Annotated in this window: 20 protein-coding genes and 1 pseudogene; 16 read left to right on the top strand and 5 right to left on the bottom strand. The window is 48.4% G+C overall.

Annotated features, from left to right (window positions below):
- The first annotated feature begins 4 nt into the window (after positions 1 to 4).
- From lnt to ACYZ97_RS00175, 12 genes and pseudogenes are all read left to right on the top strand, one after another.
- Complete coding sequence (gene lnt / locus ACYZ97_RS00230) at positions 5 to 1597, top strand: apolipoprotein N-acyltransferase (protein ID WP_473299301.1); 1593 nt, start codon at positions 5 to 7, stop codon at positions 1595 to 1597.
- A 136-nt stretch (positions 1598 to 1733) separates the two neighbouring features.
- A complete protein-coding gene (locus tag ACYZ97_RS00225; protein ID WP_473299300.1) occupies positions 1734 to 2147 on the top strand; it encodes a helix-turn-helix domain-containing protein in 414 nt (137 codons plus the stop codon).
- A gap of 123 nt (positions 2148 to 2270) precedes the next feature.
- Positions 2271 to 3536 (top strand): methionine adenosyltransferase, encoded by a 1266-nt coding sequence (metK, locus tag ACYZ97_RS00220; protein WP_473299298.1) that lies wholly within the window; start codon positions 2271 to 2273, stop codon positions 3534 to 3536.
- 13 nt (positions 3537 to 3549) lie between these two features.
- The gene (gene trmB, locus ACYZ97_RS00215; RefSeq protein WP_473299296.1) at positions 3550 to 4251 is read left to right on the top strand and encodes a tRNA (guanine(46)-N(7))-methyltransferase TrmB; all 702 of its coding nucleotides are present in this window, start codon (positions 3550 to 3552) and stop codon (positions 4249 to 4251) included.
- A 112-nt stretch (positions 4252 to 4363) separates the two neighbouring features.
- Complete coding sequence (gene rimP, locus ACYZ97_RS00210) at positions 4364 to 5008, top strand: ribosome maturation factor RimP (RefSeq protein ID WP_473299295.1); 645 nt, start codon at positions 4364 to 4366, stop codon at positions 5006 to 5008.
- 47 nt (positions 5009 to 5055) lie between these two features.
- A complete protein-coding gene (gene nusA / locus ACYZ97_RS00205; protein ID WP_473299293.1) occupies positions 5056 to 6660 on the top strand; it encodes a transcription termination factor NusA in 1605 nt (534 codons plus the stop codon).
- A gap of 13 nt (positions 6661 to 6673) precedes the next feature.
- A complete protein-coding gene (locus ACYZ97_RS00200) occupies positions 6674 to 7258 on the top strand; it encodes an RNA-binding protein (protein ID WP_473299291.1) in 585 nt (194 codons plus the stop codon).
- Positions 7259 to 7321: 63 nt separating this feature from the next.
- Entirely contained in the window at positions 7322 to 9859 is a 2538-nt protein-coding gene (gene infB, locus ACYZ97_RS00195) for a translation initiation factor IF-2 (RefSeq protein WP_473299289.1), read from the top strand.
- 54 nt (positions 9860 to 9913) lie between these two features.
- Positions 9914 to 10318 carry a 30S ribosome-binding factor RbfA gene (gene rbfA, locus ACYZ97_RS00190; RefSeq protein ID WP_473299288.1) on the top strand — a complete coding sequence of 135 codons (405 nt, stop codon included), beginning with the start codon at positions 9914 to 9916 and terminating at the stop codon, positions 10316 to 10318.
- A gap of 3 nt (positions 10319 to 10321) precedes the next feature.
- A complete protein-coding gene (gene truB / locus ACYZ97_RS00185; RefSeq protein WP_473299286.1) occupies positions 10322 to 11278 on the top strand; it encodes a tRNA pseudouridine(55) synthase TruB in 957 nt (318 codons plus the stop codon).
- A gap of 21 nt (positions 11279 to 11299) precedes the next feature.
- Positions 11300 to 11914: a hypothetical protein gene (locus ACYZ97_RS00180; RefSeq protein WP_473299285.1), complete on the top strand. Its 615-nt coding sequence runs from the start codon at positions 11300 to 11302 to the stop codon at positions 11912 to 11914.
- Between the two features lie 39 nt (positions 11915 to 11953).
- A pseudogene (locus ACYZ97_RS00175) lies at positions 11954 to 12679 on the top strand (SDR family NAD(P)-dependent oxidoreductase).
- Between the two features lie 17 nt (positions 12680 to 12696).
- Here the strand turns inward: ACYZ97_RS00175 and ACYZ97_RS00170 are convergent.
- Positions 12697 to 14325 carry an MFS transporter gene (locus tag ACYZ97_RS00170; RefSeq protein ID WP_473299283.1) on the bottom strand — a complete coding sequence of 543 codons (1629 nt, stop codon included), beginning with the start codon at positions 14323 to 14325 and terminating at the stop codon, positions 12697 to 12699.
- A gap of 342 nt (positions 14326 to 14667) precedes the next feature.
- Between ACYZ97_RS00170 and rpsO the strand changes: the two genes are divergently transcribed.
- The 3 genes from rpsO to ACYZ97_RS00155 all read left to right on the top strand — a co-directional run bounded on the left by rpsO (position 14668) and on the right by ACYZ97_RS00155 (position 18393).
- On the top strand, positions 14668 to 14937 hold the full coding sequence (gene rpsO / locus ACYZ97_RS00165) for a 30S ribosomal protein S15 (RefSeq protein ID WP_473299282.1): 270 nt from the start codon (positions 14668 to 14670) through the stop codon (positions 14935 to 14937).
- Between the two features lie 193 nt (positions 14938 to 15130).
- Positions 15131 to 17341: a polyribonucleotide nucleotidyltransferase gene (gene pnp, locus ACYZ97_RS00160; RefSeq protein WP_473299280.1), complete on the top strand. Its 2211-nt coding sequence runs from the start codon at positions 15131 to 15133 to the stop codon at positions 17339 to 17341.
- A gap of 65 nt (positions 17342 to 17406) precedes the next feature.
- The gene (locus tag ACYZ97_RS00155; RefSeq protein ID WP_473300713.1) at positions 17407 to 18393 is read left to right on the top strand and encodes a class I SAM-dependent methyltransferase; all 987 of its coding nucleotides are present in this window, start codon (positions 17407 to 17409) and stop codon (positions 18391 to 18393) included.
- 163 nt (positions 18394 to 18556) lie between these two features.
- Here ACYZ97_RS00155 and ACYZ97_RS00150 read toward each other — a convergent pair whose 3' ends face one another.
- The 4 genes from ACYZ97_RS00150 to fabA are packed head-to-tail and all read right to left on the bottom strand — an operon-like array spanning position 18557 to position 21617.
- The gene (locus ACYZ97_RS00150) at positions 18557 to 18976 is read right to left on the bottom strand and encodes a DUF3995 domain-containing protein (RefSeq protein WP_473299278.1); all 420 of its coding nucleotides are present in this window, start codon (positions 18974 to 18976) and stop codon (positions 18557 to 18559) included.
- 1 nt (position 18977) lies between these two features.
- Entirely contained in the window at positions 18978 to 19796 is an 819-nt protein-coding gene (gene fabI, locus ACYZ97_RS00145) for an enoyl-ACP reductase FabI (protein WP_473299276.1), read from the bottom strand.
- Positions 19797 to 19838: 42 nt separating this feature from the next.
- Positions 19839 to 21059, bottom strand: coding sequence for a beta-ketoacyl-ACP synthase I (gene fabB, locus ACYZ97_RS00140; protein ID WP_473300712.1), 1221 nt, complete (start codon positions 21057 to 21059; stop codon positions 19839 to 19841).
- A gap of 48 nt (positions 21060 to 21107) precedes the next feature.
- Entirely contained in the window at positions 21108 to 21617 is a 510-nt protein-coding gene (gene fabA, locus ACYZ97_RS00135; protein ID WP_473300711.1) for a 3-hydroxyacyl-[acyl-carrier-protein] dehydratase FabA, read from the bottom strand.
- Positions 21618 to 21900: 283 nt separating this feature from the next.
- Here fabA and irrA point away from each other — a divergent pair, with 283 nt between their 5' ends.
- Positions 21901 to 22311: an iron response transcriptional regulator IrrA gene (gene irrA, locus ACYZ97_RS00130; RefSeq protein ID WP_473299275.1), complete on the top strand. Its 411-nt coding sequence runs from the start codon at positions 21901 to 21903 to the stop codon at positions 22309 to 22311.
- Positions 22312 to 22313: the final 2 nt, after the last annotated feature.

The raw sequence follows: 22313 nt of genomic DNA, 5'->3' as shown, positions 1-22313 counted from the left end.
GCACGTGCTGCATACTGCCCCGCTCTCCCGTCCGGCCGATTTTCTGACTTCCCTTTGCGGATGGAAACGATATTTTTTCGCGTGGTTAAGCGGCAGTCTGACAGCACTCGGACTTGAACCGCTGAACCTGTGGTTCATACCTTTCCTGACCATTCCTGTTTTTATTCTACTCTTGGATGGCAGCTATCGCCAACAAGCTGTCAAAAGCCGGCTTCGTGTCAGCATAATGATCGGCTGGTTTTTCGGTTTTGGCTATTTTGTTGCCGGCCTCTGGTGGCTGGGCAATGCCATGCTGGTTGATCCTGATGCCTATGCATGGGCTATTCCTTTTGCCTCATTAGGATTACCGGCTTTTTTGGCACTTTATTGGGCGTTGGCCGCTTTTCTTTGTTCCTGCTTATGGCGCTCGGGACCCTACCGTTTTTTTATCTTTGCTGCATGTTTCGGCCTTTGTGAATGGCTACGCGGCCATCTATTTACCGGTTTTCCATGGAACACGCCGGCATATATGGCCATGCCGACCCCTCTTTCCATGCAGTCAGCGGCCCTTATAACCCTTTATGGCATGAATATTTTGGTACTCTTGTGCTACGCCTCCTTCTTGTTCTTTCTGATTGAAAGAACCGCCCGAACCGCCAGTATTTTTGCAACCCTGCTGATCACACTTCATCTCGGATTTGGATTATACCGCCTCAATGCCATCGCCCCGCACAATACTGTGCCCATTTTACGGGCGCGTATCATCCAACCATCCATTCCGCAAACAGATAAAATTGATATACAAACCCGTGTTAATACATTGGAAAAATTGATCGGGTTAAGCAGTCAGCCACCTCTTGACCCTTCTCTGCCACCAGACATTATTATCTGGCCCGAAACTTCTGTTCCCTATGTTCTAAGCTATGTTGAACAAGTACGTCACCGAATCGCCCGCATGCTAACGCCTGAACAGATTGCCATTATGGGTACTGTACGCCTTGAACAAAAAGACAATAAAGACCACTTTTATAATTCAATCGAACTTCTTGGCGCTGATGGCCAGATTATTGCCCATGCCGATAAAAGACATCTGGTGCCTTTCGGCGAATATCTCCCTTTTGGCGATCTTTTCCGCAAACTCGGCCTTACAGCTATTGCTGAAACCGATGGCGGCTATGAGGCCGGAAAAATGCGACACAGCGTTGCCCTTCCCCATAAATACCAATTCTTGCCGCTCATTTGCTATGAGGCCATTTTCCCCGATGAAATGGATTATACCGGAGAAAAAGCCGATTTTATCATCAATGTGACAAACGACGCATGGTTCGGCAACACACCCGGCCCCGCCCAGCATTTCCAGCAAGCAAGACTGCGTGCGGTTGAAACAGGATTGCCCCTTATCCGTGCAGCCAATAACGGAATTTCTGCCGTTGTCGATCCCTATGGGCAAATCATCGACTCCATGCCACTCGATCAAATAGGCATTATCGATGTCGATATTCCAAGCGCCACTGTACCGATATGGAACAATAAATATCTCAATCTGCCTCCTTTTATCCTTATTTCGATTTTCCTTATTGCCTCTATTCGAAATCGGCGGCGCACCCCTTTGTCTTGAATTGACAATATCCTGATGATGGGATGTTATACCCTCACCAATTTGCAACTATTGGAACCTGCTCGACCATTTTCAAATCTTTATCGGCAGATCCTGCCGAAACAATGAATGTGGCTTACCCTCGAAGAGAAGAAGAATGCCTGACCAGAACAAGAAAAAACCCGATCCGATTGATATCTATGTCGGTAGCCGAATCCGCTTACGCCGCAATATACTGCGCATAAGCCAGGAAAAACTTGGCGAACAACTGGGCATTACATTCCAGCAAATCCAAAAATATGAAAAAGGCACCAATCGTGTCGGCGCTGGACGCCTACAGGCCATTGCCGAAATTATGAATGTGCCGGTTACCTATTTCTTTGATGATGCTCCGGGCCCCAAAAACGGCGAGGGATTTTCAGAAATCGATACTAGTTTTATGGATTTTTGTACCAGTTCCGAAGGGATGCAGCTGATACGTGCCTTTACCAATATCCGTGACCCCAAAGTACGCCGTAAGATTATCGATCTGGCCAAAGCCTTATCGGACGAACAAAATAACACACCATAAATCGGCTTTTTTGCTCACATTTAAGTTTGACAATCAAACATAGATTGACCTTCTCGCTTAATCTTGGCAAATAGTTGCTTGGATTTTTTTATGCAATGCATATTTCTTCAAGAGGGGTTTCCCGTGTTACGTCAATCCTACCTTTTCACTAGTGAATCTGTATCCGAAGGCCATCCCGACAAAGTCTGCGACCGTATTTCCGATGAAATCGTCGATATGATCTATAGAGAAGCCCGTAAAACCGGCGTTGACCCATGGGGCGTGCGCATTGCCTGTGAGACACTCGCCACCACCAATCGCGTGGTCATTGCCGGTGAAGTACGCGTTCCCGATACACTGCTGAAAAAGGACAAAAACGGCAAATTGATCTATGATAAAAACGGCCATCCGCTGATCAATCCATCGCGGTTCCGTGCGGCAGCCCGCCGAGCCATCAAAGCCATCGGCTATGAACAGGACGGCTTTCACTGGAAAACAGCCAAAATCGATGTCCTGCTTCATTCCCAATCAGCGGATATAGCACAAGGTGTTGACAATGCGGCCGATCGACAAGGCGAAGAAGGAGCCGGCGATCAGGGTATCATGTTCGGCTATGCCTGCCGTGAAACCCCCGATCTGATGCCTGCTCCGATCTATTACGCACATAAAATTCTCGAACGTCTTGCCATCGCCCGCCACCTTGACGAAGGTGAAGCGGGAAAACTCGGCCCTGATGCCAAAAGTCAGGTCACTGTACGTTATGTCGACGGCAAACCTTATGAGGCCACCTCAATCGTACTTTCAACCCAGCATCTTGACCCGAGCTGGGATTCTAAAAAAGTCCGCTCTGTTGTCGAACCTTATATCCGCCAAGCACTGGGCGATCTCAAGATTGCTGATAAATGTAATTGGTATATCAACCCAACTGGCAAATTCGTCATTGGCGGGCCAGATGGTGACGCTGGCCTTACAGGCCGCAAAATCATTGTCGACACCTATGGCGGAGCAGCGCCACACGGTGGCGGTGCTTTTTCCGGCAAGGATACAACCAAAGTCGACCGTTCCGCCGCTTATGCAGCACGCTATCTGGCCAAGAATGTCGTGGCAGCCGAATTGGCCGACCGCTGTACGATCCAGATTTCCTATGCTATCGGCGTTGCCCAGCCACTTTCGATCTATGTCGATCTGCATGGTACCGGCAAGGTCAGCGAGGATGCTGTCGAGGCCGCTCTACGTCAGGTCATGGATCTATCTCCAAGTGGCATTCGCAAACATCTCGACCTTAATAAGCCAATCTATGCCAAGACTTCAGCCTATGGCCATTTTGGCCGCAAACCCGGTCGTGATGGTTCTTTCTCGTGGGAAAAGACCGACTTGGTCAAGCCGCTCAAGGCAGCCCTTAAAAGATGATGATTTAAGCGCCATGGAACCGCATAAAACGAGAGCGAGCGAAGCTTTCTTCGGCCGCCGTCACGGCAAACCGCTGCGTGAAGGGCAGGTTGAACGTGCACAATCCCTATTGCCACAGTTAAAAATCGATCTTTCCTGCACAGCCCCTACCGATCTTGCAATGCTTTTTCAGCAACCCGTCAAGACCGTACGGCTGGAAATCGGTTTTGGCGGCGGCGAACACCTCCTACATGAAGCCGCTCGTTTTCCTAATGTCGGCTTTATCGGTGTCGAGCCATTTATCAACGGCATGGCCAAAATGCTTGCCGGTCTGGAAAAATATCCTGCCCGCCAAGCTCATCTACGCCTTTATGATGATGATGCAACCCGCCTGCTCGATTGGTTGCCAGATGCATCTTTGGACGGCATCGATCTTTTCTACCCCGACCCATGGCCGAAAAAGAAACATTGGAAACGCCGCTTTGTATCGGATAAAAACCTTGATCGCTTCGCCCGTGTTTTAAAAAGCAAAGCACTTTTTCGTTTCGCCAGCGATATCGATACCTATATCAATTGGACATTGCTTCATTGTGACCGACACAAGGATTTTATCTGGCAAGCCGAAAGTGCCGCCGATTGGCACACCCCCTATGAGGCGTGGCCCGGCACCCGCTACGAAGCCAAAGCCAAACGGGAAGGCCGCACCCCTGCCTATCTGACCTTTATCAGACAATAAATGATCGCACTTGATCATACTGCATAATTGGTATATACAGGAAGAAATTCTTGATCTTATGATGAAGGGTGGGCCGCAAGGACCCGCTCTTTTTTATTACCAAAAGAGGCTTATGAGCGAAGAACTGAAGATTATTGATTTAGACGAACCGCGCCTGTTTGAAGAAACAGGGGTTGATGCGCGCGTTGCCCATCTCATCGCACCGGTTCTCAAGCCTCTGGGTTTCCGTCTAGTGCGGGTACGTCTGTCTGGCCTAAACGGTCTGACACTACAAATCATGGCAGAACGTGCCGATGGCACGATGACTATTGAAGATTGCGAGCTGGTCAGCAGAACGGTCTCTCCAATTTTGGATGTCGAAGATGTAATCGAAAAAAAATATCATCTTGAAATATCTTCCCCCGGCATTGACCGCCCTTTAACACGCAAATCGGACTTCTCTCATTGGCAAGATCATATTGCCAAGGTTGAAACACATATCCAGATTGATGGACGGCGCAAATTTCGTGGTACAATTGCCGATGTCGACAGTGAAGGTTTTACACTCAATACCGACAAGGCCGCTTACGGCGAAGCGCTTAGTGTGCGCATTCCTTTTTGTGAAATCAGCGATGCCCGACTTGTTTTAACCGATGAGCTTATTCGCGATGCCTTGAAAAAGGATAAAGCGCTGCGTCAGCAGCTTATTCCTGATGACAATCTAGATGCTGATAAAACAGCTGAACAGAGTGACAAACCGATAAAACAAAAGAAATAATTTGCCATAAGGTGTTTGAATAACACCCTTTTAAAGGAGATAATTCGATGGCTGTAAGTGCTAACAGGCTTGAACTTCTGCAAATTGCAGATGCCGTCGCACGTGAAAAGTCGATTGACCGTGAAATCGTGATTGCCGCCATGGCAGATGCGATCCAGAAAGCGGCCCGCTCGCGTTATGGACAAGAGACCAATATCCGCGCCGACATCAATTCGAAATCCGGCGAGATCAAATTGCAACGCCTGCTGGAAGTTGTCGACACAGTTGAAGACTTTGTTACACAAATCAGCCTTAAAGACGCACAGGCTAAAAAAAGCGATGCGGTTCTTGGCGAATTTTTAAGCGAGCCTCTACCGCCGATGGATTTTGGTCGTATCGCCGCACAGTCTGCCAAACAAGTTATCGTACAAAAGGTACGTGAAGCCGAACGCGATCATCAATTTGAGGAATTCAAAGACCGCGTTGGTGAAATCATTTCCGGCACCGTCAAGCGCGTTGAATATGGCAATGTCATCGTTGATCTTGGTCGTGGTGAAGCAATTGTACGCCGTGACGAACTGATCCCGCGCGAAGCTTTCCGTTACGGCGACCGTATCCGTGCTTATGTCTATGATGTACGTCGTGAACAACGCGGCCCGCAAATTTTCCTCTCACGTACCCATCCGCAATTCATGGCCAAGCTTTTCACCATGGAAGTACCGGAAATCTACGACGGTATCATTGAAATCAAATCGGTTGCTCGCGATCCGGGTTCTCGCGCCAAAATTGCCGTTGTTTCACGTGATGGCTCGATTGATCCGGTCGGTGCCTGCGTTGGTATGCGCGGCAGCCGTGTTCAAGCTGTTGTCGGTGAATTGCAGGGTGAAAAAATCGATATCATTCCGTGGTCACCCGATGCAGCAAGCTTTATTGTCAATGCATTACAACCAGCAGAAGTAGCCAAGGTTGTGCTTGATGAAGAAGCCGAACGTATCGAAGTCGTTGTTCCGGATGAACAGCTCTCGCTTGCTATCGGCCGTCGCGGCCAGAATGTACGCCTTGCCTCTCAGCTGACGGGTTGGGATATTGATATTCTAACAGAGCAGGAAGAATCGGAAAACCGTCAGAAAGAGTTTACCGAACGTACCAAACTGTTCATGCAAGCACTTGATGTCGATGAAATGGTTGGCCAAGTTCTGGCCTCCGAAGGTTTCGCATCGATTGAAGAAATCGCCTATGTTGAACTTAATGAAATCGCATCAATTGAAGGCTTTGATGAAGATACCGCGACCGAAATCCAAACCCGTGCGCGTGAATATCTCGAACGTATAGAAGGCGAGCTTGATGACAAACGTAAAAAACTCGGCGTTACCGATGAATTACGTGATCTCCCGGGCGTCACGACAGCCATGCTGGTTGCTGTTGGTGAAGATGGTGTCAAGACAATCGAAGATTTTGCAGGTTATGCAGTTGATGATCTTGTCGGTTGGCGTGAGCGCAAAGACGGCGAAACAAAAACCTTTGAGGGTGTCTTTTCATCTTTTGATGTTAGCCGCGCCGATGCTGAAAACATGGTTGTCGCCGCCCGCTTGAAAGCTGGCTGGATCACACAGGAAGACCTTGATCGTGAGGCAGCCGAAGCTGAAGCAACAACCGAGGTTGCCGCGCAGTAAGGTAATAGGCAATATGAATGATCGTACCTGTATTGTGACGCGTCTAAGCGGATCGAATGAAGATCTGATCCGTTTTGTAGCAGATCCACAAGGTACGCTCATTCCTGATATCCGGGGTAATCTACCCGGTCGCGGGGCATGGGTGAAAGTGTCGCGCAAAACTGTTGAAGAGGCTATCAAGCGAAAAGCTTTTGTGCGCAGTCTCAAAGCGGACGTGCAGGTTGACGCCGATTTGGCAGATCTAACAGACCAGCTTTTGGTCAAAGATGTTATGGGGAGTCTGTCCATGACACGCAAAGCCGGTCATGTTATTACCGGTGCATCGAAAGTCGATGCAGCGATACGCAGAGGTGAAGCAGCAATGGTGCTGCATGAAAAACAGGCTGCTGAAGATGGTATGCGCAAAATTGCACAAGCCATTCATGCAGCCAAACAGCAAGGATTGGATGACGTGCCGGTATACACACTTTTAACCGGCGATGAATTGAGTTTGGCTTTTGGTGAAAATCATGTGATACATGCAGCCGTATTAAAAGGTGCGGCATCGCAAAGTTTCATCACAAAAGCGCGCAGATTGCAGCGCTATCGCGATGAATGAACAAATCTGGTAGAATACCGGAAATAGATGGTAGAGCCTGATAAGGCTTGTGAAGGAAACGTAATGACTGACAACAACGAAAACGCGCCGGTAAAGAAAACGCTGACCTTGAAACGTTCCGGCGTTGAAACCAGCACGATCAAGCAGAATTTCAGCCACGGTCGCACCAAGGCGGTTGTCGTTGAAACCAAGCGCCGCAAAATTACACGTCCAGATGAACGCACTGAGACACAGCCGGTCACAAAACCGCATGTGGCGCCCCATGCCAAACAGCATGTCGAAACACCGCCACCGGCAGATAATATAATCCATGCCAACCTGTCATCTGCTGAAATGGAAGCACGCGCACGCGCACTGGAAGAAGCCAAGGTGCGGGCCGAAGAAGAGCGTGTACAGGCCGAAATTGATGCCCAACGCCGAGCCGAAGAAGAAGTTTTGCGTGCCAAGGAACGTGAAGAAAAAGCCCTTCTGGCAGATAAAAAGGCAACAAGCCAGCCCAAAGCTAAAACCGAAGAAAACATCATCGTCTCACCAGCCGATATTCCGGTGGAAAAGCCGACGGCTGCCAAGCCACGTGTTGCAGTGCCGGCCGGCAAGCGTAAGGAAGATGAAGAGGATGACGATGAACGTCGTGGCGCCAAGCGCGGAAGTGCCGCACCTAAAGCAGAAGTACGCGCACCTAAAGTCGTCAAAGGGGCTGACGAACGCCGCCGCGGCAAGCTAACACTTTCCAGTGCGCTTGATGATGACGGCAATGCACGCGGACGTTCTATGGCAGCTATGCGCCGTCGTCAGGAAAAATTCAAACGCTCGCTCAATGCACAAGAACCACGCGAAAAAATCACGCGTGAAGTCGTACTGCCTGAAACCATTACGATTCAGGAACTGGCACAGCGTATGGCCGAACGTGCCGTCGATGTCATCAAGTACTTGATGAAACAAGGTAGCATGATGAAACCCGGCGATGTGATTGATGCCGATATGGCGCAACTGATTGCCGAAGAATTCGGCCATACCGTCAAGCGCGTAGCCGAATCGGATGTTGAAGAAGGCATCTTCAATATGGCCGACGATGAAAGTAAGATGGTATCGCGTCCGCCGGTTGTCACCATTATGGGTCACGTCGACCATGGTAAAACCTCTTTGCTTGATGCCATCCGCAAAGCCAATGTTGTATCCGGTGAAGCCGGTGGCATTACCCAGCATATCGGGGCCTATCAAGTTGAACAAAACGGCCAGAAAATTACCTTTATCGATACACCTGGCCACGCCGCTTTTACTGCAATGCGCGCACGCGGCGCACAAGCAACGGATATCGCCGTTCTGGTGGTTGCCGCCGACGACAGCGTCATGCCGCAAACAATTGAATCAATCAACCATGCCAAAGCGGCTGGTGTTCCAATCATTGTAGCCATCAACAAAATCGACAAGCCAGCAGCCGACGCACAAAAAGTACGCACCGAGCTTCTCCAGCATGAAGTTTTTGTCGAAAGCATGGGCGGCGATGTACTGGAAGTTGAAGTTTCGGCTAAAACCGGACAAAATCTGGACAAGTTGCTTGAAACCATTCTGTTACAAGCCGAAGTACTTGACCTTAAAGCCGATCCTGACCGTACTGCCGAAGGCGTCGTTATCGAAGCCCAGCTTGATCGTGGTCGCGGTTCGGTTGCAACTGTACTGGTACAAAAAGGCACCTTGCATCCTTCTGATATTATCGTGGCAGGGGATCAATGGGGGCGGGTACGCGCCTTAATTAATGACCACGGCGACCATCTAAAAGAAGCTGGCCCTTCCATGCCGGTTGAAATTCTCGGTATGCAAGGCACACCACAAGCCGGCGACCGTTTTGCCGTTGTTACAAATGAGGCACAGGCCCGCGAAATTGCCAGCTACCGTCAACGCCTGACCCGTGAAAAAGCTGTCGCCCGTCAGGCCGGTTCACGTGGCTCACTCGAGCAGATGATGAACCAGCTCCAGACAACCGGCGTCAAAGAGTTTCCGCTTGTCATCAAAGGGGACGTTCAAGGCTCGATCGAAGCCATTGTGGCCGCTCTCGACAAGCTTGGCACCGATGAAGTACGTGCCCGCATTGTCCATTCAGGTGCTGGCGGCATTACTGAAAGCGATGTCTCCTTGGCAGAGGCCTCAAACGCAGCCATTATTGGCTTTAACGTACGTGCTAATACACAGGCAAGACAGGCTGCCGAAGTTCAGGGCATTGAAATACGCTATTACAATATCATCTACGATCTGGTTGATGATGTAAAAGCAGCCATGTCTGGCATGTTGTCGCCAGAACGTCGTGAAACCTTCCTCGGTAACGCAGAAATCCTCGAAGTCTTCAATATCACCAAGGTCGGCAAGGTTGCCGGTTGCCGTGTGACCGAAGGCAAAATGGAACGCGGTGCCGGTGTACGCCTCATCCGCGATAATGTCGTTATCCACGAAGGCAAGCTCAAGACCCTCAAACGCTTCAAGGACGAAGTCAACGAAGTACAGGTCAGTCAGGAATGTGGCATGGCATTTGAAAATTACGAAGATATCCGCGCCGGTGATACGATCGAAGCCTTCCGCGTCGAGCATATCAGCCGCTCGCTGTAATCAAAAAGCGGAGATTGCTTCTCCGCTTTCCCGATATTTACACGAGGTTTATCGATGAAAAGCTCCGGCCCGTCCCAGAGACAATTACGTGTGGGTGAACAGGTACGCCACGCACTTGCCACTATGCTGACCCGTGGCAATCTGAATGACGAATTACTAAGCCGCACAGTCGTTTCAGTATCAGAAGTCCGCATGTCACCGGATCTGAAAATCGCTACCTGCTACATTGCACCTCTAGGGAATGTTGATGGTGAGGCTGTTGTTAAAGCTTTGGCCAATCATGCCCGTTTTATCCGTGGTGAAGTCAGCCATGAACTGCGGCAGATGAAATATATGCCTCAGTTTCGCTTCCGACTCGATACCAGTTTTGATAATTTTTCCAAAATCGATGCGCTTTTACGCTCACCGGAAGTTGCCCGTGATCTACACCATCACGATGAAGACGAAAACAAGGAATAGGCCATGGCTCGACAACGTAAAAGAAAAGGTCGGCCCGTTTCCGGCTGGGTCATTCTTGACAAACCCAAGGGTATGGGGTCAACCGATGCCGTCTCGAAGATAAAATGGCTGTTCAATGCCGAAAAGGCAGGACACGCCGGAACACTTGATCCGCTGGCTTCTGGCATGCTGCCCATTGCATTGGGTGAAGCCACGAAAACCGTACCCTATGTCATGGAAGGCACCAAAGTCTACCAGTTTACAGTTGCATGGGGTGAAGAACGTACTACCGACGATCTAGAAGGCGATGTTACCAAGCAATCCGATAAACGCCCTCAACGCACCGATATCGAAGCACTATTGCCGCAATTTACTGGTGTAATCATGCAGATTCCACCGCAATTTTCCGCCATCAAGATTGATGGAAACCGTGCTTATGATCTGGCACGCGATGGTGAAACCGTTGAAATCCCTGCCCGCGAAGTTGAGATCGACGTGCTGACTATCGTCGGCATGACAGAAGATGCCACCACTTTTGAGATTGAATGCGGCAAAGGCACTTATGTCCGCTCGCTGGCGCGCGATATGGGGCGTGAACTTGGCTGTTACGGACATATTGCCGATTTGCGCCGTATCGAAGTCGCCCCTTTCAGCCAGGATGATTTTATCACTTTGCAGGAACTGGAAGAAGCCGCGCCTCCAAAGGGTGAAGCAGATGAAAACGGTATCTGGCCCAAGCGTGATTTTTCGCACATTGACAGCTTGGTGATTGAAACCGGTGCAGCACTTGAATGTCTGCCGCAATACCCGCTGTCCGACGAGCAGGCCCACCGTGTGCGAATGGGCAATCCTGTACTCTTTCGCGGCAATAATGCCCCGATCGACGAAGACGAGGTCTGCGTTACATCAAAAGGTAAATTGCTAGCCCTCGGCTTTATTGAAAAAGGCCAATTCAAACCAAAACGCGTTTTCACGCAGTAACAGATATTCATAAAATTTAAAATGAACGTCACTCAGAATCACGAAGACGTTGCCGCATTACAAATCACGGCACAAAAATTGAGAAAAACACGCTCGATCCGCGATAGCCGGGTTGTGGTACCGATCATGATGCTGATGGGCGGGACCGCTCTTATTGCTTTGTGGTGGTTTATCATAAGCGATCATAACAAAAACCACGACATTATCGCCAACTATCAAAAACTGGCAACGTCAGAAGCTGTAACGGTGAGCGTGATCGCATTTCTCGGCCTGTTCTTATGGCTGCTCGCCATACCGCGCCTGCTGGGCTTGAAAAAACCGGTCATGACACTGACTCCACAAGGCTTAGCCGTATCGATACTGGACAAGCCAGTGCCTTACTCGGCCATTCACGAATATGAAATCCACATTGTCCGCTATATCAATGTTTTTATCACCTTCTATATCGACGAAAGCTACGAAGGTAAAAAAACAGGTTGGAAATATCGCAGCCATTACAATGCCAAATCCGGCAAACTGACGGTGAATTGTTTCGGCCTTAGCGGTTTGACCGCAAAGGGATTTATCAGGCTTGTCGACAGCTATATCGAAGCGGATGCTGCAGCCAATAAGCTGAAAGAACTTAAAACCATCTAACTTTGTTATCGGAAACTATCGGTTCAAAAGGGAAATTCCATGCACTTTAAGAACAAAAAAGTCCTGATTACCGGTAGTTCCAGTGGCATGGGTCTGGTCGGTGCTTATCGCATTATCCGTGAAGGTGGACAGGTTTTGCTGACTGGCCGGAATCAGGAGCGCATCGATAAACTTGCAAAAGAACTGCCGGAGAACAGCATCATTTTAAAAAATGACGCTGCCAATCCTGAAGATAGCGATATTCTGGCTCAATATGTGGCTTGATGGGGTAAGCTTGACGGCATCTGGTTTAATGCCGCAATCGCCGCACTTGATACAGTCGAGCAAATCGACCTTTCCGATTTTGACAAGATGATGTCGATCAATGTGCGTGGCCCGATGCTGCAACTGGCAAAACTGCTTGCCTATATCAATGATAGTGCATCTATCGTCGTTACCTCATCAAGTTCAGCCTATGAAGGGGCAGCAGCAACAAGCGGCTATGCCGCTACCAAAGGAGCAGTTATTGCCATGGTTCGAAGCTGGGCCAATGCATTGGCGGCGAAAAACATCCGTGCCAATACAATCGTACCGGGGCTGATCAAGACCAATTTCCGTTCTTTCCTGCCAGATGATGTGGCAAAAGACTTTGAAAAAAGTGTTATTGATCAGGTATCATTACGACGTATCGGCACTGCCGATGAAGCCGCGGCCGTCGCTTTTTTTTGCTTTCTGACGACTCTTCCTTTGTCACCGGTAGCCAATATGCGGTTGATGGCGGCTTGATCAGCTATTAATGTGCCCTATTTATCATATGATTTAAGCGGCATTTCATGTGCGTGAGGGATACCCTGACGCTCGATCATACGATGGACGCGTATACCTTCTTTTGATTTATCCAACTTGCGCAATTCCTCAAATAATGCGCTATCGCCCTTCATGCGACGATAATTATGCCTAAGATAATCCACCCATGTCGGCATATGATAGGCTTCGGTCCAAATCTCCGGTTTTTCCAAGTCTCGCATCAGGCTCCAATGACGTGCGCCATCGCGTATACGTGAGCGTCTTTTCTTAGTCATCAATTCAAGAAAAAGCGGCACATCCTGCTCATCAATCTCATAATCGATCATAATCATAATCGGCCCGCTACGTGCTTTCAAATCAAGGCGCAATTCCGGTGCACGAAACTGGTCGATCGGTTCTAGATTAAGGGTAGGAATTTCATGAATGGGAATTTTCAAACCGGCAAGTGCCCCAAACAACAAAAAGCCGCTACAGATAAAAAAGGCAATGCGCGGATCATAACTATCCGCCAACATGCCCCATATCCAGCTTCCAAAAGCCATACCTGCATAATTGGAAGTTTGATAAAGCGCCAAAGCACGCGCCACAACCCATCTCGGCGTCGAAAGCTGGACTGATACATTAAAGAGCGAAAAAGCTAAAACCCAACATATGCCTGCAGGCAACAACACAATATGAGTAAAAACAATTGAATTACTCCACGCCACCAGAATGCAAGATACGGCAAAACCAAAGAACGATCCGGCAATAATGGTCTCACTGCGAAAGCGTTTTCTCACCCGTGCATTAATGATGCCGCCTATAATCGCACCAATGCCGAAAATACCAAGCAAAGTACCATAAGCCAGAGCACCGCCGTTCAACATATCACGTGCCACAATAGGAAGCAGGGCCAAAACAACAACCGCGCCCATACCAAATAGAAACGCTCGTAACATAATGTTGATCAAATTGGGCGACATAAAAACATAGCGCAAGCCATCCGACATTGCGCCCACCAAACGCTCCCGTGGTAAAGGCGCCTTGCCTTTGTTCTCAACTGGTTTCCAGAAGGTCAAAGCCCCTAACAGGGGAATATAACTACATGCATTGACCAAAAAAGCCGCTGCCCCTCCCCATGCGGCAATAATAGCACCACCAGCGGCCGGCCCCACAGAACGCATCAAATTAAAGCCGACACTGTTCAATGTGACAGCCGCAGCAATATCATCACGCGGCACAATATCACCAACGGTTGCCTGCCACGGCGGATTATAAAGCGCTGATCCACAACCGATCAAAAAAGTAAAAAACAATAATAACCACGGCGTTATCATACCCATATAGGTCAACGCGGCCAGAATGATAGAAACAGCCATCATAGCAGCCTGTGCAGAAATCATGATACGACGACGATTAAAATTGTCGGCCAAAGCACCTGCCATCAATGAAAAAATGACAATCGGCATTGTTGTTGCACTTTGTACCAAACCAACCATAGAATGGGATGTGGTTAGTGAGGTCATTAACCAGCCAGCGCCAACAGCCTGGACAAGACCACCAAGATTGGAAACAAGAGTTGCAGACCAGAGATTGCGAAATGCCGTATGGCGGAAAGGCGCAAGCGTCGAACTTTTCTGCTGCATTTTTCCTCCTGATTAATCGCAGCTGTCCTATCAAACAACCTTAGCTAGCATTATTCAAAGCTGCAAGCGGTGCCACACTATTATGGCCGCTTATCACCTGCTCGGCGTCTTGACTTAGAATCTTGAAATATCAAAGCCGCAATTGAATGATAAAAGTAGAACCCTGTCGGCTCGCATCTTATAGCCATGATGATAAAAACACTGGTATTTCTATTCAAAATCCTATATATGCGGCATTAGCACTGTATGGCTTTGAGCCTTTACTGTGTCTTTCATGGCCCTCGCTGGACGACATCCCGGCCTTGGGCGTCTTCGTTTTCTCTTTCTTGAAAGGATTATACGATGTCGATTACTGCTGAACGCAAACAGGCGTTGATCAAGGAATATGCAACCAAAGCCGGTGACACAGGTTCTCCAGAAGTGCAGGTTGCCGTTCTTTCCGAACGTATTGCCAATCTGACCGAACATTTCAAAACCCACAAAAAGGACAATCATTCCCGCCGTGGCCTTTTGAAACTGGTTTCGCAGCGTCGTCGTCTTCTTGACTATGTCAAGGGCATTGACGAAAGTCGTTACCAGACATTGATCAGCAAATTGGGTCTGCGTCGTTAAAAAATTTATTGGCGGATGTTGCATAACATCCGCCAATTTGATTCCGGTCTTTCCCGGGATGTATGGAACTATCACGGGGCAGGATTGCCAGCCGCTTTTAAACCAAAGAAAAACGGCTTGTTGTCTTGCCCATGATACGAATGGAAAACACAGACACATGACGCGTTGTCACGTGTCTCTATAAGGACAAGATATGTTTAAAACCCATAAAGTCGAAATCGAATGGGCAGGACGCCCGCTTATATTAGAAACAGGTAAAATCGCCCGTCAGGCCGATGGCGCTGTGCTCGCCACCTATGGCGAAACCGTTGTCTTGGCAACTGTTGTTTCTGCCAAAGAACCAAAGCCGGGTCAGGACTTTTTTCCGTTAACTGTTAATTATCAGGAAAAAACCTACGCCGCCGGTAAAATTCCCGGTGGTTATTTCAAGCGCGAAGGCCGCCCCTCGGAAAATGAAACCCTTGTATCACGCCTGATCGACCGCCCAATCCGTCCACTTTTTGCCGATGGCTACAAAAACGACACACAGGTCATTATTACAGTGATGCAGCATGATCTGGAAAACAATCCCGACATTTTGTCAATGATTGCCTCATCAGCTGCCCTTACCCTTTCGGGTGTTCCTTTCATGGGCCCTATCGGCGGCGCGCGCGTTGGCTATATCAATGGCAAATATGTGCTGAACCCACATGTTGATGAAATGCCTGAATCCAAACTCGATCTTGTTGTTGCCGGTACCAATGATGCCGTTTTGATGGTGGAATCAGAAGCTCAAGAACTAAATGAAGACATCATGCTTGGCGCTGTCATGTTCGGCCATAAAGGCTTTCAACCTGTTATCGACGCCATCATCAAGCTGGCCGAGGTTGCCGCAAAAGAACCACGTAACTTTTCTGCCGAAGATCTTTCCGATCTTGAAGCCAAGATGCTCAAACTGGCCGAAAAAGACTTGCGCAAAGCCTATACAATCACCGACAAACAGAAACGCTATGAAGCTGTTGATGCCGTTAAGGCCAAAGTGAATGAGAAATTCCTGCCGGAAGGCAAGGATAGCGACTATACACCTGAACAGATCGCTACAGTCTTCAAACACTTACAAGCCAAGATTGTCCGTTGGAACATCTTGGATACTGGTAATCGTATTGATGGCCGTGATCTTAAAACCGTTCGTCCGATTGTTTCGGAAGTCGGCGTATTGCCACGCACCCATGGTTCGGCATTATTCACACGCGGTGAAACACAAGCAATCGTAGTTGCCACACTTGGCACCGGTGAAGATGAGCAATTCATCGATTCATTGACCGGCACGCAGAAAGAAACCTTTCTGTTACATTACAACTTCCCTCCTTTCTCGGTTGGTGAAACCGGCCGCATCGGCTCACCCGGCCGCCGCGAAATCGGTCATGGCAAGCTTGCATGGCGCGCCATTCATCCAATGTTGCCAAGCAAGGAAAGCTTTCCCTATACAATCCGTACAGTTTCGGAAATCACTGAATCAAATGGTTCATCCTCAATGGCAACCGTATGCGGCACTTCGCTGGCGCTGATGGATGCCGGTGTTCCGCTGGCCCGTCCTGTTGCCGGTATTGCCATGGGGCTGATCAAAGAAGATGAACGCTTTGCCGTTCTTTCCGATATTTTGGGCGATGAAGACCATTTAGGTGATATGGACTTCAAAGTCGCCGGCACAGAAAACGGTATCACATCGCTGCAAATGGACATCAAAATCGATGGCATCACCGAAGAGATCATGAAAATCGCTTTGGAACAGGCCAAAGGCGGCCGGGTCCATATTCTTGGCGAAATGGCCAAAGCCCTTACCGGCGCACGTGCCGAATTGGGTGAATTTGCACCACGCATCGAAATGATGAGCATTCCGGTTGAAAAAATCCGAGATGTTATCGGTTCAGGCGGCAAGATCATCCGTGAAATTGTTGAGCAGACCGGTGCCAAAATCAATATCGAAGATGATGGTACAGTTAAGATCGCCTCAAGTGACGTTAAAACCATTGATGCTGCCAAACGTTGGATCCACTCCATCGTTGATGAGCCTGAAGTTGGGGAAATCTATGAAGGAACAGTCGTCAAGACTGCCGATTTCGGTGCCTTTGTTAATTTCTTCGGTCCCCGCGACGGTCTCGTTCATATCTCGCAGCTGGCATCCGAACGCGTGGCCAAAACAACTGATGTTGTCAAGGAAGGCGACAAAGTATGGGTCAAGCTGATGGGCTTTGACGAACGCGGCAAAGTTCGCCTGTCGATGAAAGTCGTCAATCAGGAAACAGGTCAGGAAATTCCACGCGATGAGTCGGCCAAAGCAGAAAATGCCGATAATAGCGATAATGCTGATCAGGGTGAACGCCCTGAAAAGAAACAGCGTCGCCGTAAAAAGAAAGACGATTGATCTGATCATTCATCCATGAAACAAAGAAGGCCGCTCTTATGAGCGGCTTTTTATTCGGTGTTGCCATGTCTGTTTTTTTACCTTTCAAATATGATATTCTCCCTTTTCCAGAACATGAAAAGTGGCTGGCATCGGGCTTGAATGAAGTACCTGAGACAAGCTGGCAAAGCATACTCACCATAATCCAGCCATGGCGTTCTGATTTTTTAAAACTGCAAAAGGCCGGTTTCACATGCCAACCGGCCCCTCCCGACACAAAAGTGTTCTATGACGGCGCCCTGCTGGAACTTTGCAAACACAAGGGACAGAACCAGAACCGTTTTCTTGATCTGCTGCAACAGGTCAAATATGGTGGAAAAATCATCATTCAAGGAGACAAGACCTCTGGCGTCGCGTCCTTCTTGAAATGGGTACAAAACATAACACTGGTCGAAGACAAAATATCTAAAAACCATGGTATAAGCTTCTGGCTGAATGTTCCCGATAGACAGCCAGATATTGCTTCACTTTATATCAAAAGTGAAAAAGTTGACGGACACTACCAGACAGAACCGGGCATGTTCTCCTTCCAGAAGATCGATCAAGGTTCGGCCATGCTGCTTGCCCATCTCGACAAACAGATTTTTGGCCGTACCGCCGACTTTGGTACCGGTTGGGGCTATCTTGCCAATGAGCTTTTAAAGAAGAAAACCAAACTTGCAGTACTCGACCTCTATGAAGCCGACTTCCATGCACTTGATATGGCAAAGCGCAATGTCCAATCGGATTTGATACCTTTGACCTTCCACTGGCATGATCTAAAATACGAACCGGTTACGGAAATCTATGACACCATTATTTCAAATCCGCCTTTTCATGAAGGTCGTGCCCGCGATATATCCTTAGGACAACGTTTCATCGAGGTCGCCGCCAAAAGACTGAAACCGGGTGGCCATCTTGTTATGGTGGCCAATCGTCAACTTCCTTATGAGAGCATTTTACAAACCAACTTCCGTAAAATCAGAACACTGGAAGAAGCCAATGGCTTCAAAGTCATCGAGGCCGCGCGCTGATGCAGACTTGCGCTATTCATGTTTTTGGCAATCCATTACAGGTCCTGAAACATGAAACCGTCACACTGCCGGCACTCGCATCAGATCATTTACGTGCAAAAATGATCATAACACCCATTAACCCATCCGATCTGACCCGATAACCGGCGCTATCGCGCCCGTATCAGGCGCAAGCGAGATATAAAATGCCAATACCCAAGACAAGACAAAGCGGAGACCAATAGCGCGTGTCATAATAGGCAAATTCGCTATCCCTGATTTTTTTATAAAAACCGACCAATCGAAACTCGCCAATAGCCCGTCCTATAAAAATCATGGCAAGGAAAGTTCCACCGAAAGTCCAGAACCAGTCAGGAAAAAACAACGATCGACAAAATTGCTGTGCAAGAACAAAAACAGCCATACAAAAAAGTATGATGGCAACCAGCGCTGTTCCTGAACGTGAAGGTATAAAAGCTGGCTTTCCGTCAACAAACGGTATTACTTTCGGTAGAACCATATCTCCATCTTTTATAGCCCAGAAAAGATGAATGGCCGCAATCGCGGCCAAAACACAAAACAATAAGATTGCCAATGCAGCCATCTTATTCGCCGCGCGCTTCTTCACTCTGTTTCAATTCATCCAGTGTCGGCATCGACATGACATTATAACCTGAATCGACATAATGGATTTCACCAGTCACACCAGAAGAAAGATCGGATAAAAGATAAAGAGCGGATTTACCAATCTCATCAATATCGACAGTACGGCGCAAGGGCGCATTACGACGCTGATACGAGAAGATTGCCCGTGCCGCACCAATACCATTACCCGCCAGTGTACGGATAGGACCAGCCGATATGGCGTTAACGCGAATATTTTGCGGACCATAGTCAGCCGCCAGATATTTCACCATTGCCTCCAACGCCGCCTTGGCCACTCCCATAACATTGTAGTTGGGCACAACCTGCTGCGAGGCACCATAGGTCAATGTCAAGATAGAACCGCCATTGGGCATCAACTTTTCGGCACGCTGGGCAATTTCAGTAAAGGAATAGGCCGAAATAACCATCGTACGTGAAAAATTCTCACGCGTTGTTACATCTGCATAACGGCCCTTCAATTGCGACTTGTCAGAAAAACCAATGGCATGGACAACAAAATCAATCGTGCCCCATTCCTTTTTCAACCGGTCAAAAACAGCGTCAACCGATGCGATATCTTCCACATCACATTCCAACAAAAGCTTAGAACCAAGCTTTTCTGCCAATGGTTGCACACGTTTGCCAAAAGCTTCTCCCTGATAGGTAAAAGCGAGTTCCGCCCCAGCCTGTTTCAGCTGGCAAGCGATACCCCAGGCGATGGAGTGGTCGTTCGCGACACCCATAATCAGGCCGCGCTTGCCCTTCATCAAACCTTCCATATTTTTCTCCATTACATGGTGGTGCCGTTTTAAAACACCTGATTATTTATAGCGCTGGAAAACCAGCGTTGCATTGGTGCCACCAAAACCGAATGTATTGGAAAGCACTGTATTCAATTTCTGATTATCCATACGTTTGCGCACAATCGGCATATCAGCAAAAGCCGGATCAAGTTCTTCTATATGAGCACTTTCACAGATAAAATCATTATTCATCATCAACAAAGTATAGATCGCTTCCTGAACACCTGCTGCACCCAACGAATGTCCGGTCAACGATTTTGTTGCCGAAATTGGCGGACATTTGTCACCCGAACCAAAAATGCGACGGATAGCATCAAGCTCAGGCGGATCACCAACCGGTGTCGATGTCGCATGTGGATTGATATAATCAATCTTGTCTTTGACGCCAGCAAGAGCAATACGCATACAGCGCTCAGCGCCCTCGCCTGACGGCGCGACCATATCATGACCATCCGATGTGGCGCCATAACCGATAATCTCGCCATAAATTTTGGCACCACGTGCTTTGGCAACTTCCAACTCTTCCAGAACCAGTACACCAGCACCACCGGCAATAACAAAACCGTCACGATTAACATCATAGGCACGCGAGGCCTTGGCCGGTGTATCATTATATTTGGATGACATAGCGCCCATAGCATCAAACAAGGACGACAAGGTCCAGTCCAGATCTTCACAGCCACCTGCGAACATACGATCCTGCTTGCCATATTGAATCATCTCATAGGCATTGCCGATACAATGGTTGGATGTCGCACAGGCTGAAGAAATCGTATAATTGATACCCTTAATCTTGAAAAACGTGGCCAATGTAGCTGAAGCCGTCGAGCTCATTGCTTTCGGCACAGCAAAAGGCCCGATACGTTTGGGACCTTTTTCACGCGTAATATCGGCTGCTTCAACAATCGTACGGGTTGACGGACCGCCAGACCCCATAATGATGCCAGTACGCTCATTCGAGACATCAACCTCATCCAGTCCAGCATCAGCAATAGCCTGATCCATGGCAATATGGTTCCATGCCGTACCACGCCCGTGGAAACGCATGGCACGACGGTCGACCAACGCCTCAATATCGATATCAGGCATACCGAAAACCTGACAACGGAACCCCAAATCGGCATATTCTTGTGCATAAGTAATGCCCGACTTTGCCTCACGCAAACTGGCGAGAACCTCTTGCGCATTATTGCCGATCGAAGAAACAATCCCCATACCGGTAATGACGACACGACGCATCATATTCTCCTTACATGTCCATCAATCTCTATGCAAAAACCACAATGATCAGTTGTCTTGGAAAAGACCAACACGCAAATCACTGGCTTTATAGATGGTTTCACCATCGGCCTTGACCCAGCCATCTGCAATACCCAGAACCAACCGTCCGCGCATAACACGTTTAAAATCAATGCCATATTCAACCAGTTTGGTTTTCGGTGTTACCATGCCTGTAAACTTGACCTCACCGGTTGAAAGGGCGCGGCCCTTACCCGGCTCACCCAGCCAACCAAGATAAAAACCAGTCAACTGCCACATAGCATCTAGCCCCAAACAACCCGGCATAACCGGATCACCCAAGAAGTGACAGGCAAAAAACCATAAATCAGGGTTAATATCATACTCTGCGCGGATCATGCCCTTGCCATGTTCGCCCCCGGTTTCAGAAATCTCTGTAATCCGGTCGACCATCAACATTGGCGGGGCAGGTAATTGCGCATTACCGGGCCCGAACATTTCGCCACGCGCACAGGCCAACAATTCTTCGTAACTATAGCTTGACTTTTGTTGTGCCATCATCACTCCATCCACGGCATCGGCATTAATAAGTACCGGCAAACCCCACCGAACTCTTTCCTGCGCATAGTCTTAGCACAAACTATTTTGTCAAGTAAAACCATCATATATAGCAATCACCAAAGAAATTACTCTCTATCTCCCAAATGGCACAAAACTTTATAATTCTTGATCATAACGCGCATACAATGTATTGAATAAAATTATGCCATCGCATGTTACATATTCATAAATGCCTTGGATAAAACAGGAAACGTTGACGATCTTGCAGAAAATGGAAAAAATGCTGGAAACAAAGCTTCGTGAAGCGGGCCTAAGACCGACACGACAACGCTTGTCATTGGCTAATATGATCTTTTCACAAGGTGATCGGCATATTTCGGCTGAAGATTTGCATGAAGAAGCAGTCCATGCCCGTGTGCCGGTATCACTCGCCACTGTTTATAATACGCTTCACCAATTTACCGAAGCCGGTCTTTTGCGCATTATTGCACTTGAAGGTTCAAAAACCTGGTTTGATACCAACACATCCGATCACCACCATTTTTATCTGGAAGGAGAAAATCGCGTTATGGATATTCCCCACAGCAATGATGGGCATCCTATCATCGAGAACCTGCCACAACCGCCGGAAGGCATGGAGGTTTCCCATGTTGATCTGATCATACGTCTACGTCCGAAGTCGACACAGTAATA

Source organism: Bartonella sp. bp_1 (genome assembly GCF_055808085.1).
Note: the sequence above shows the minus strand (reverse complement) of the source record. Positions and strands in the feature narration are given on the sequence as shown.

Excerpts from the sequence above, each read along its gene's own strand:
- ACYZ97_RS00225 (WP_473299300.1), top strand. The coding sequence starts at position 1,734 with ATGCCTGACCAGAACAAGAAAAAACCCGATCCGATTGATATCTATGTC.
- trmB (WP_473299296.1), top strand. The coding sequence starts at position 3,550 with ATGGAACCGCATAAAACGAGAGCGAGCGAAGCTTTCTTCGGCCGCCGT.
- rimP (WP_473299295.1), top strand. The coding sequence starts at position 4,364 with ATGAGCGAAGAACTGAAGATTATTGATTTAGACGAACCGCGCCTGTTT.
- nusA (WP_473299293.1), top strand. The coding sequence starts at position 5,056 with ATGGCTGTAAGTGCTAACAGGCTTGAACTTCTGCAAATTGCAGATGCC.
- ACYZ97_RS00200 (WP_473299291.1), top strand. The coding sequence starts at position 6,674 with ATGAATGATCGTACCTGTATTGTGACGCGTCTAAGCGGATCGAATGAA.
- infB (WP_473299289.1), top strand. The coding sequence starts at position 7,322 with ATGACTGACAACAACGAAAACGCGCCGGTAAAGAAAACGCTGACCTTG.
- rbfA (WP_473299288.1), top strand. The coding sequence starts at position 9,914 with ATGAAAAGCTCCGGCCCGTCCCAGAGACAATTACGTGTGGGTGAACAG.
- truB (WP_473299286.1), top strand. The coding sequence starts at position 10,322 with ATGGCTCGACAACGTAAAAGAAAAGGTCGGCCCGTTTCCGGCTGGGTC.
- ACYZ97_RS00180 (WP_473299285.1), top strand. The coding sequence starts at position 11,300 with ATGAACGTCACTCAGAATCACGAAGACGTTGCCGCATTACAAATCACG.
- ACYZ97_RS00170 (WP_473299283.1), bottom strand. The coding sequence starts at position 14,325 with ATGCAGCAGAAAAGTTCGACGCTTGCGCCTTTCCGCCATACGGCATTT.
- rpsO (WP_473299282.1), top strand. The coding sequence starts at position 14,668 with ATGTCGATTACTGCTGAACGCAAACAGGCGTTGATCAAGGAATATGCA.
- pnp (WP_473299280.1), top strand. The coding sequence starts at position 15,131 with ATGTTTAAAACCCATAAAGTCGAAATCGAATGGGCAGGACGCCCGCTT.
- ACYZ97_RS00155 (WP_473300713.1), top strand. The coding sequence starts at position 17,407 with ATGTCTGTTTTTTTACCTTTCAAATATGATATTCTCCCTTTTCCAGAA.
- ACYZ97_RS00150 (WP_473299278.1), bottom strand. The coding sequence starts at position 18,976 with ATGGCTGCATTGGCAATCTTATTGTTTTGTGTTTTGGCCGCGATTGCG.
- fabI (WP_473299276.1), bottom strand. The coding sequence starts at position 19,796 with ATGGAAGGTTTGATGAAGGGCAAGCGCGGCCTGATTATGGGTGTCGCG.
- fabB (WP_473300712.1), bottom strand. The coding sequence starts at position 21,059 with ATGCGTCGTGTCGTCATTACCGGTATGGGGATTGTTTCTTCGATCGGC.
- fabA (WP_473300711.1), bottom strand. The coding sequence starts at position 21,617 with ATGGCACAACAAAAGTCAAGCTATAGTTACGAAGAATTGTTGGCCTGT.
- irrA (WP_473299275.1), top strand. The coding sequence starts at position 21,901 with ATGCTGGAAACAAAGCTTCGTGAAGCGGGCCTAAGACCGACACGACAA.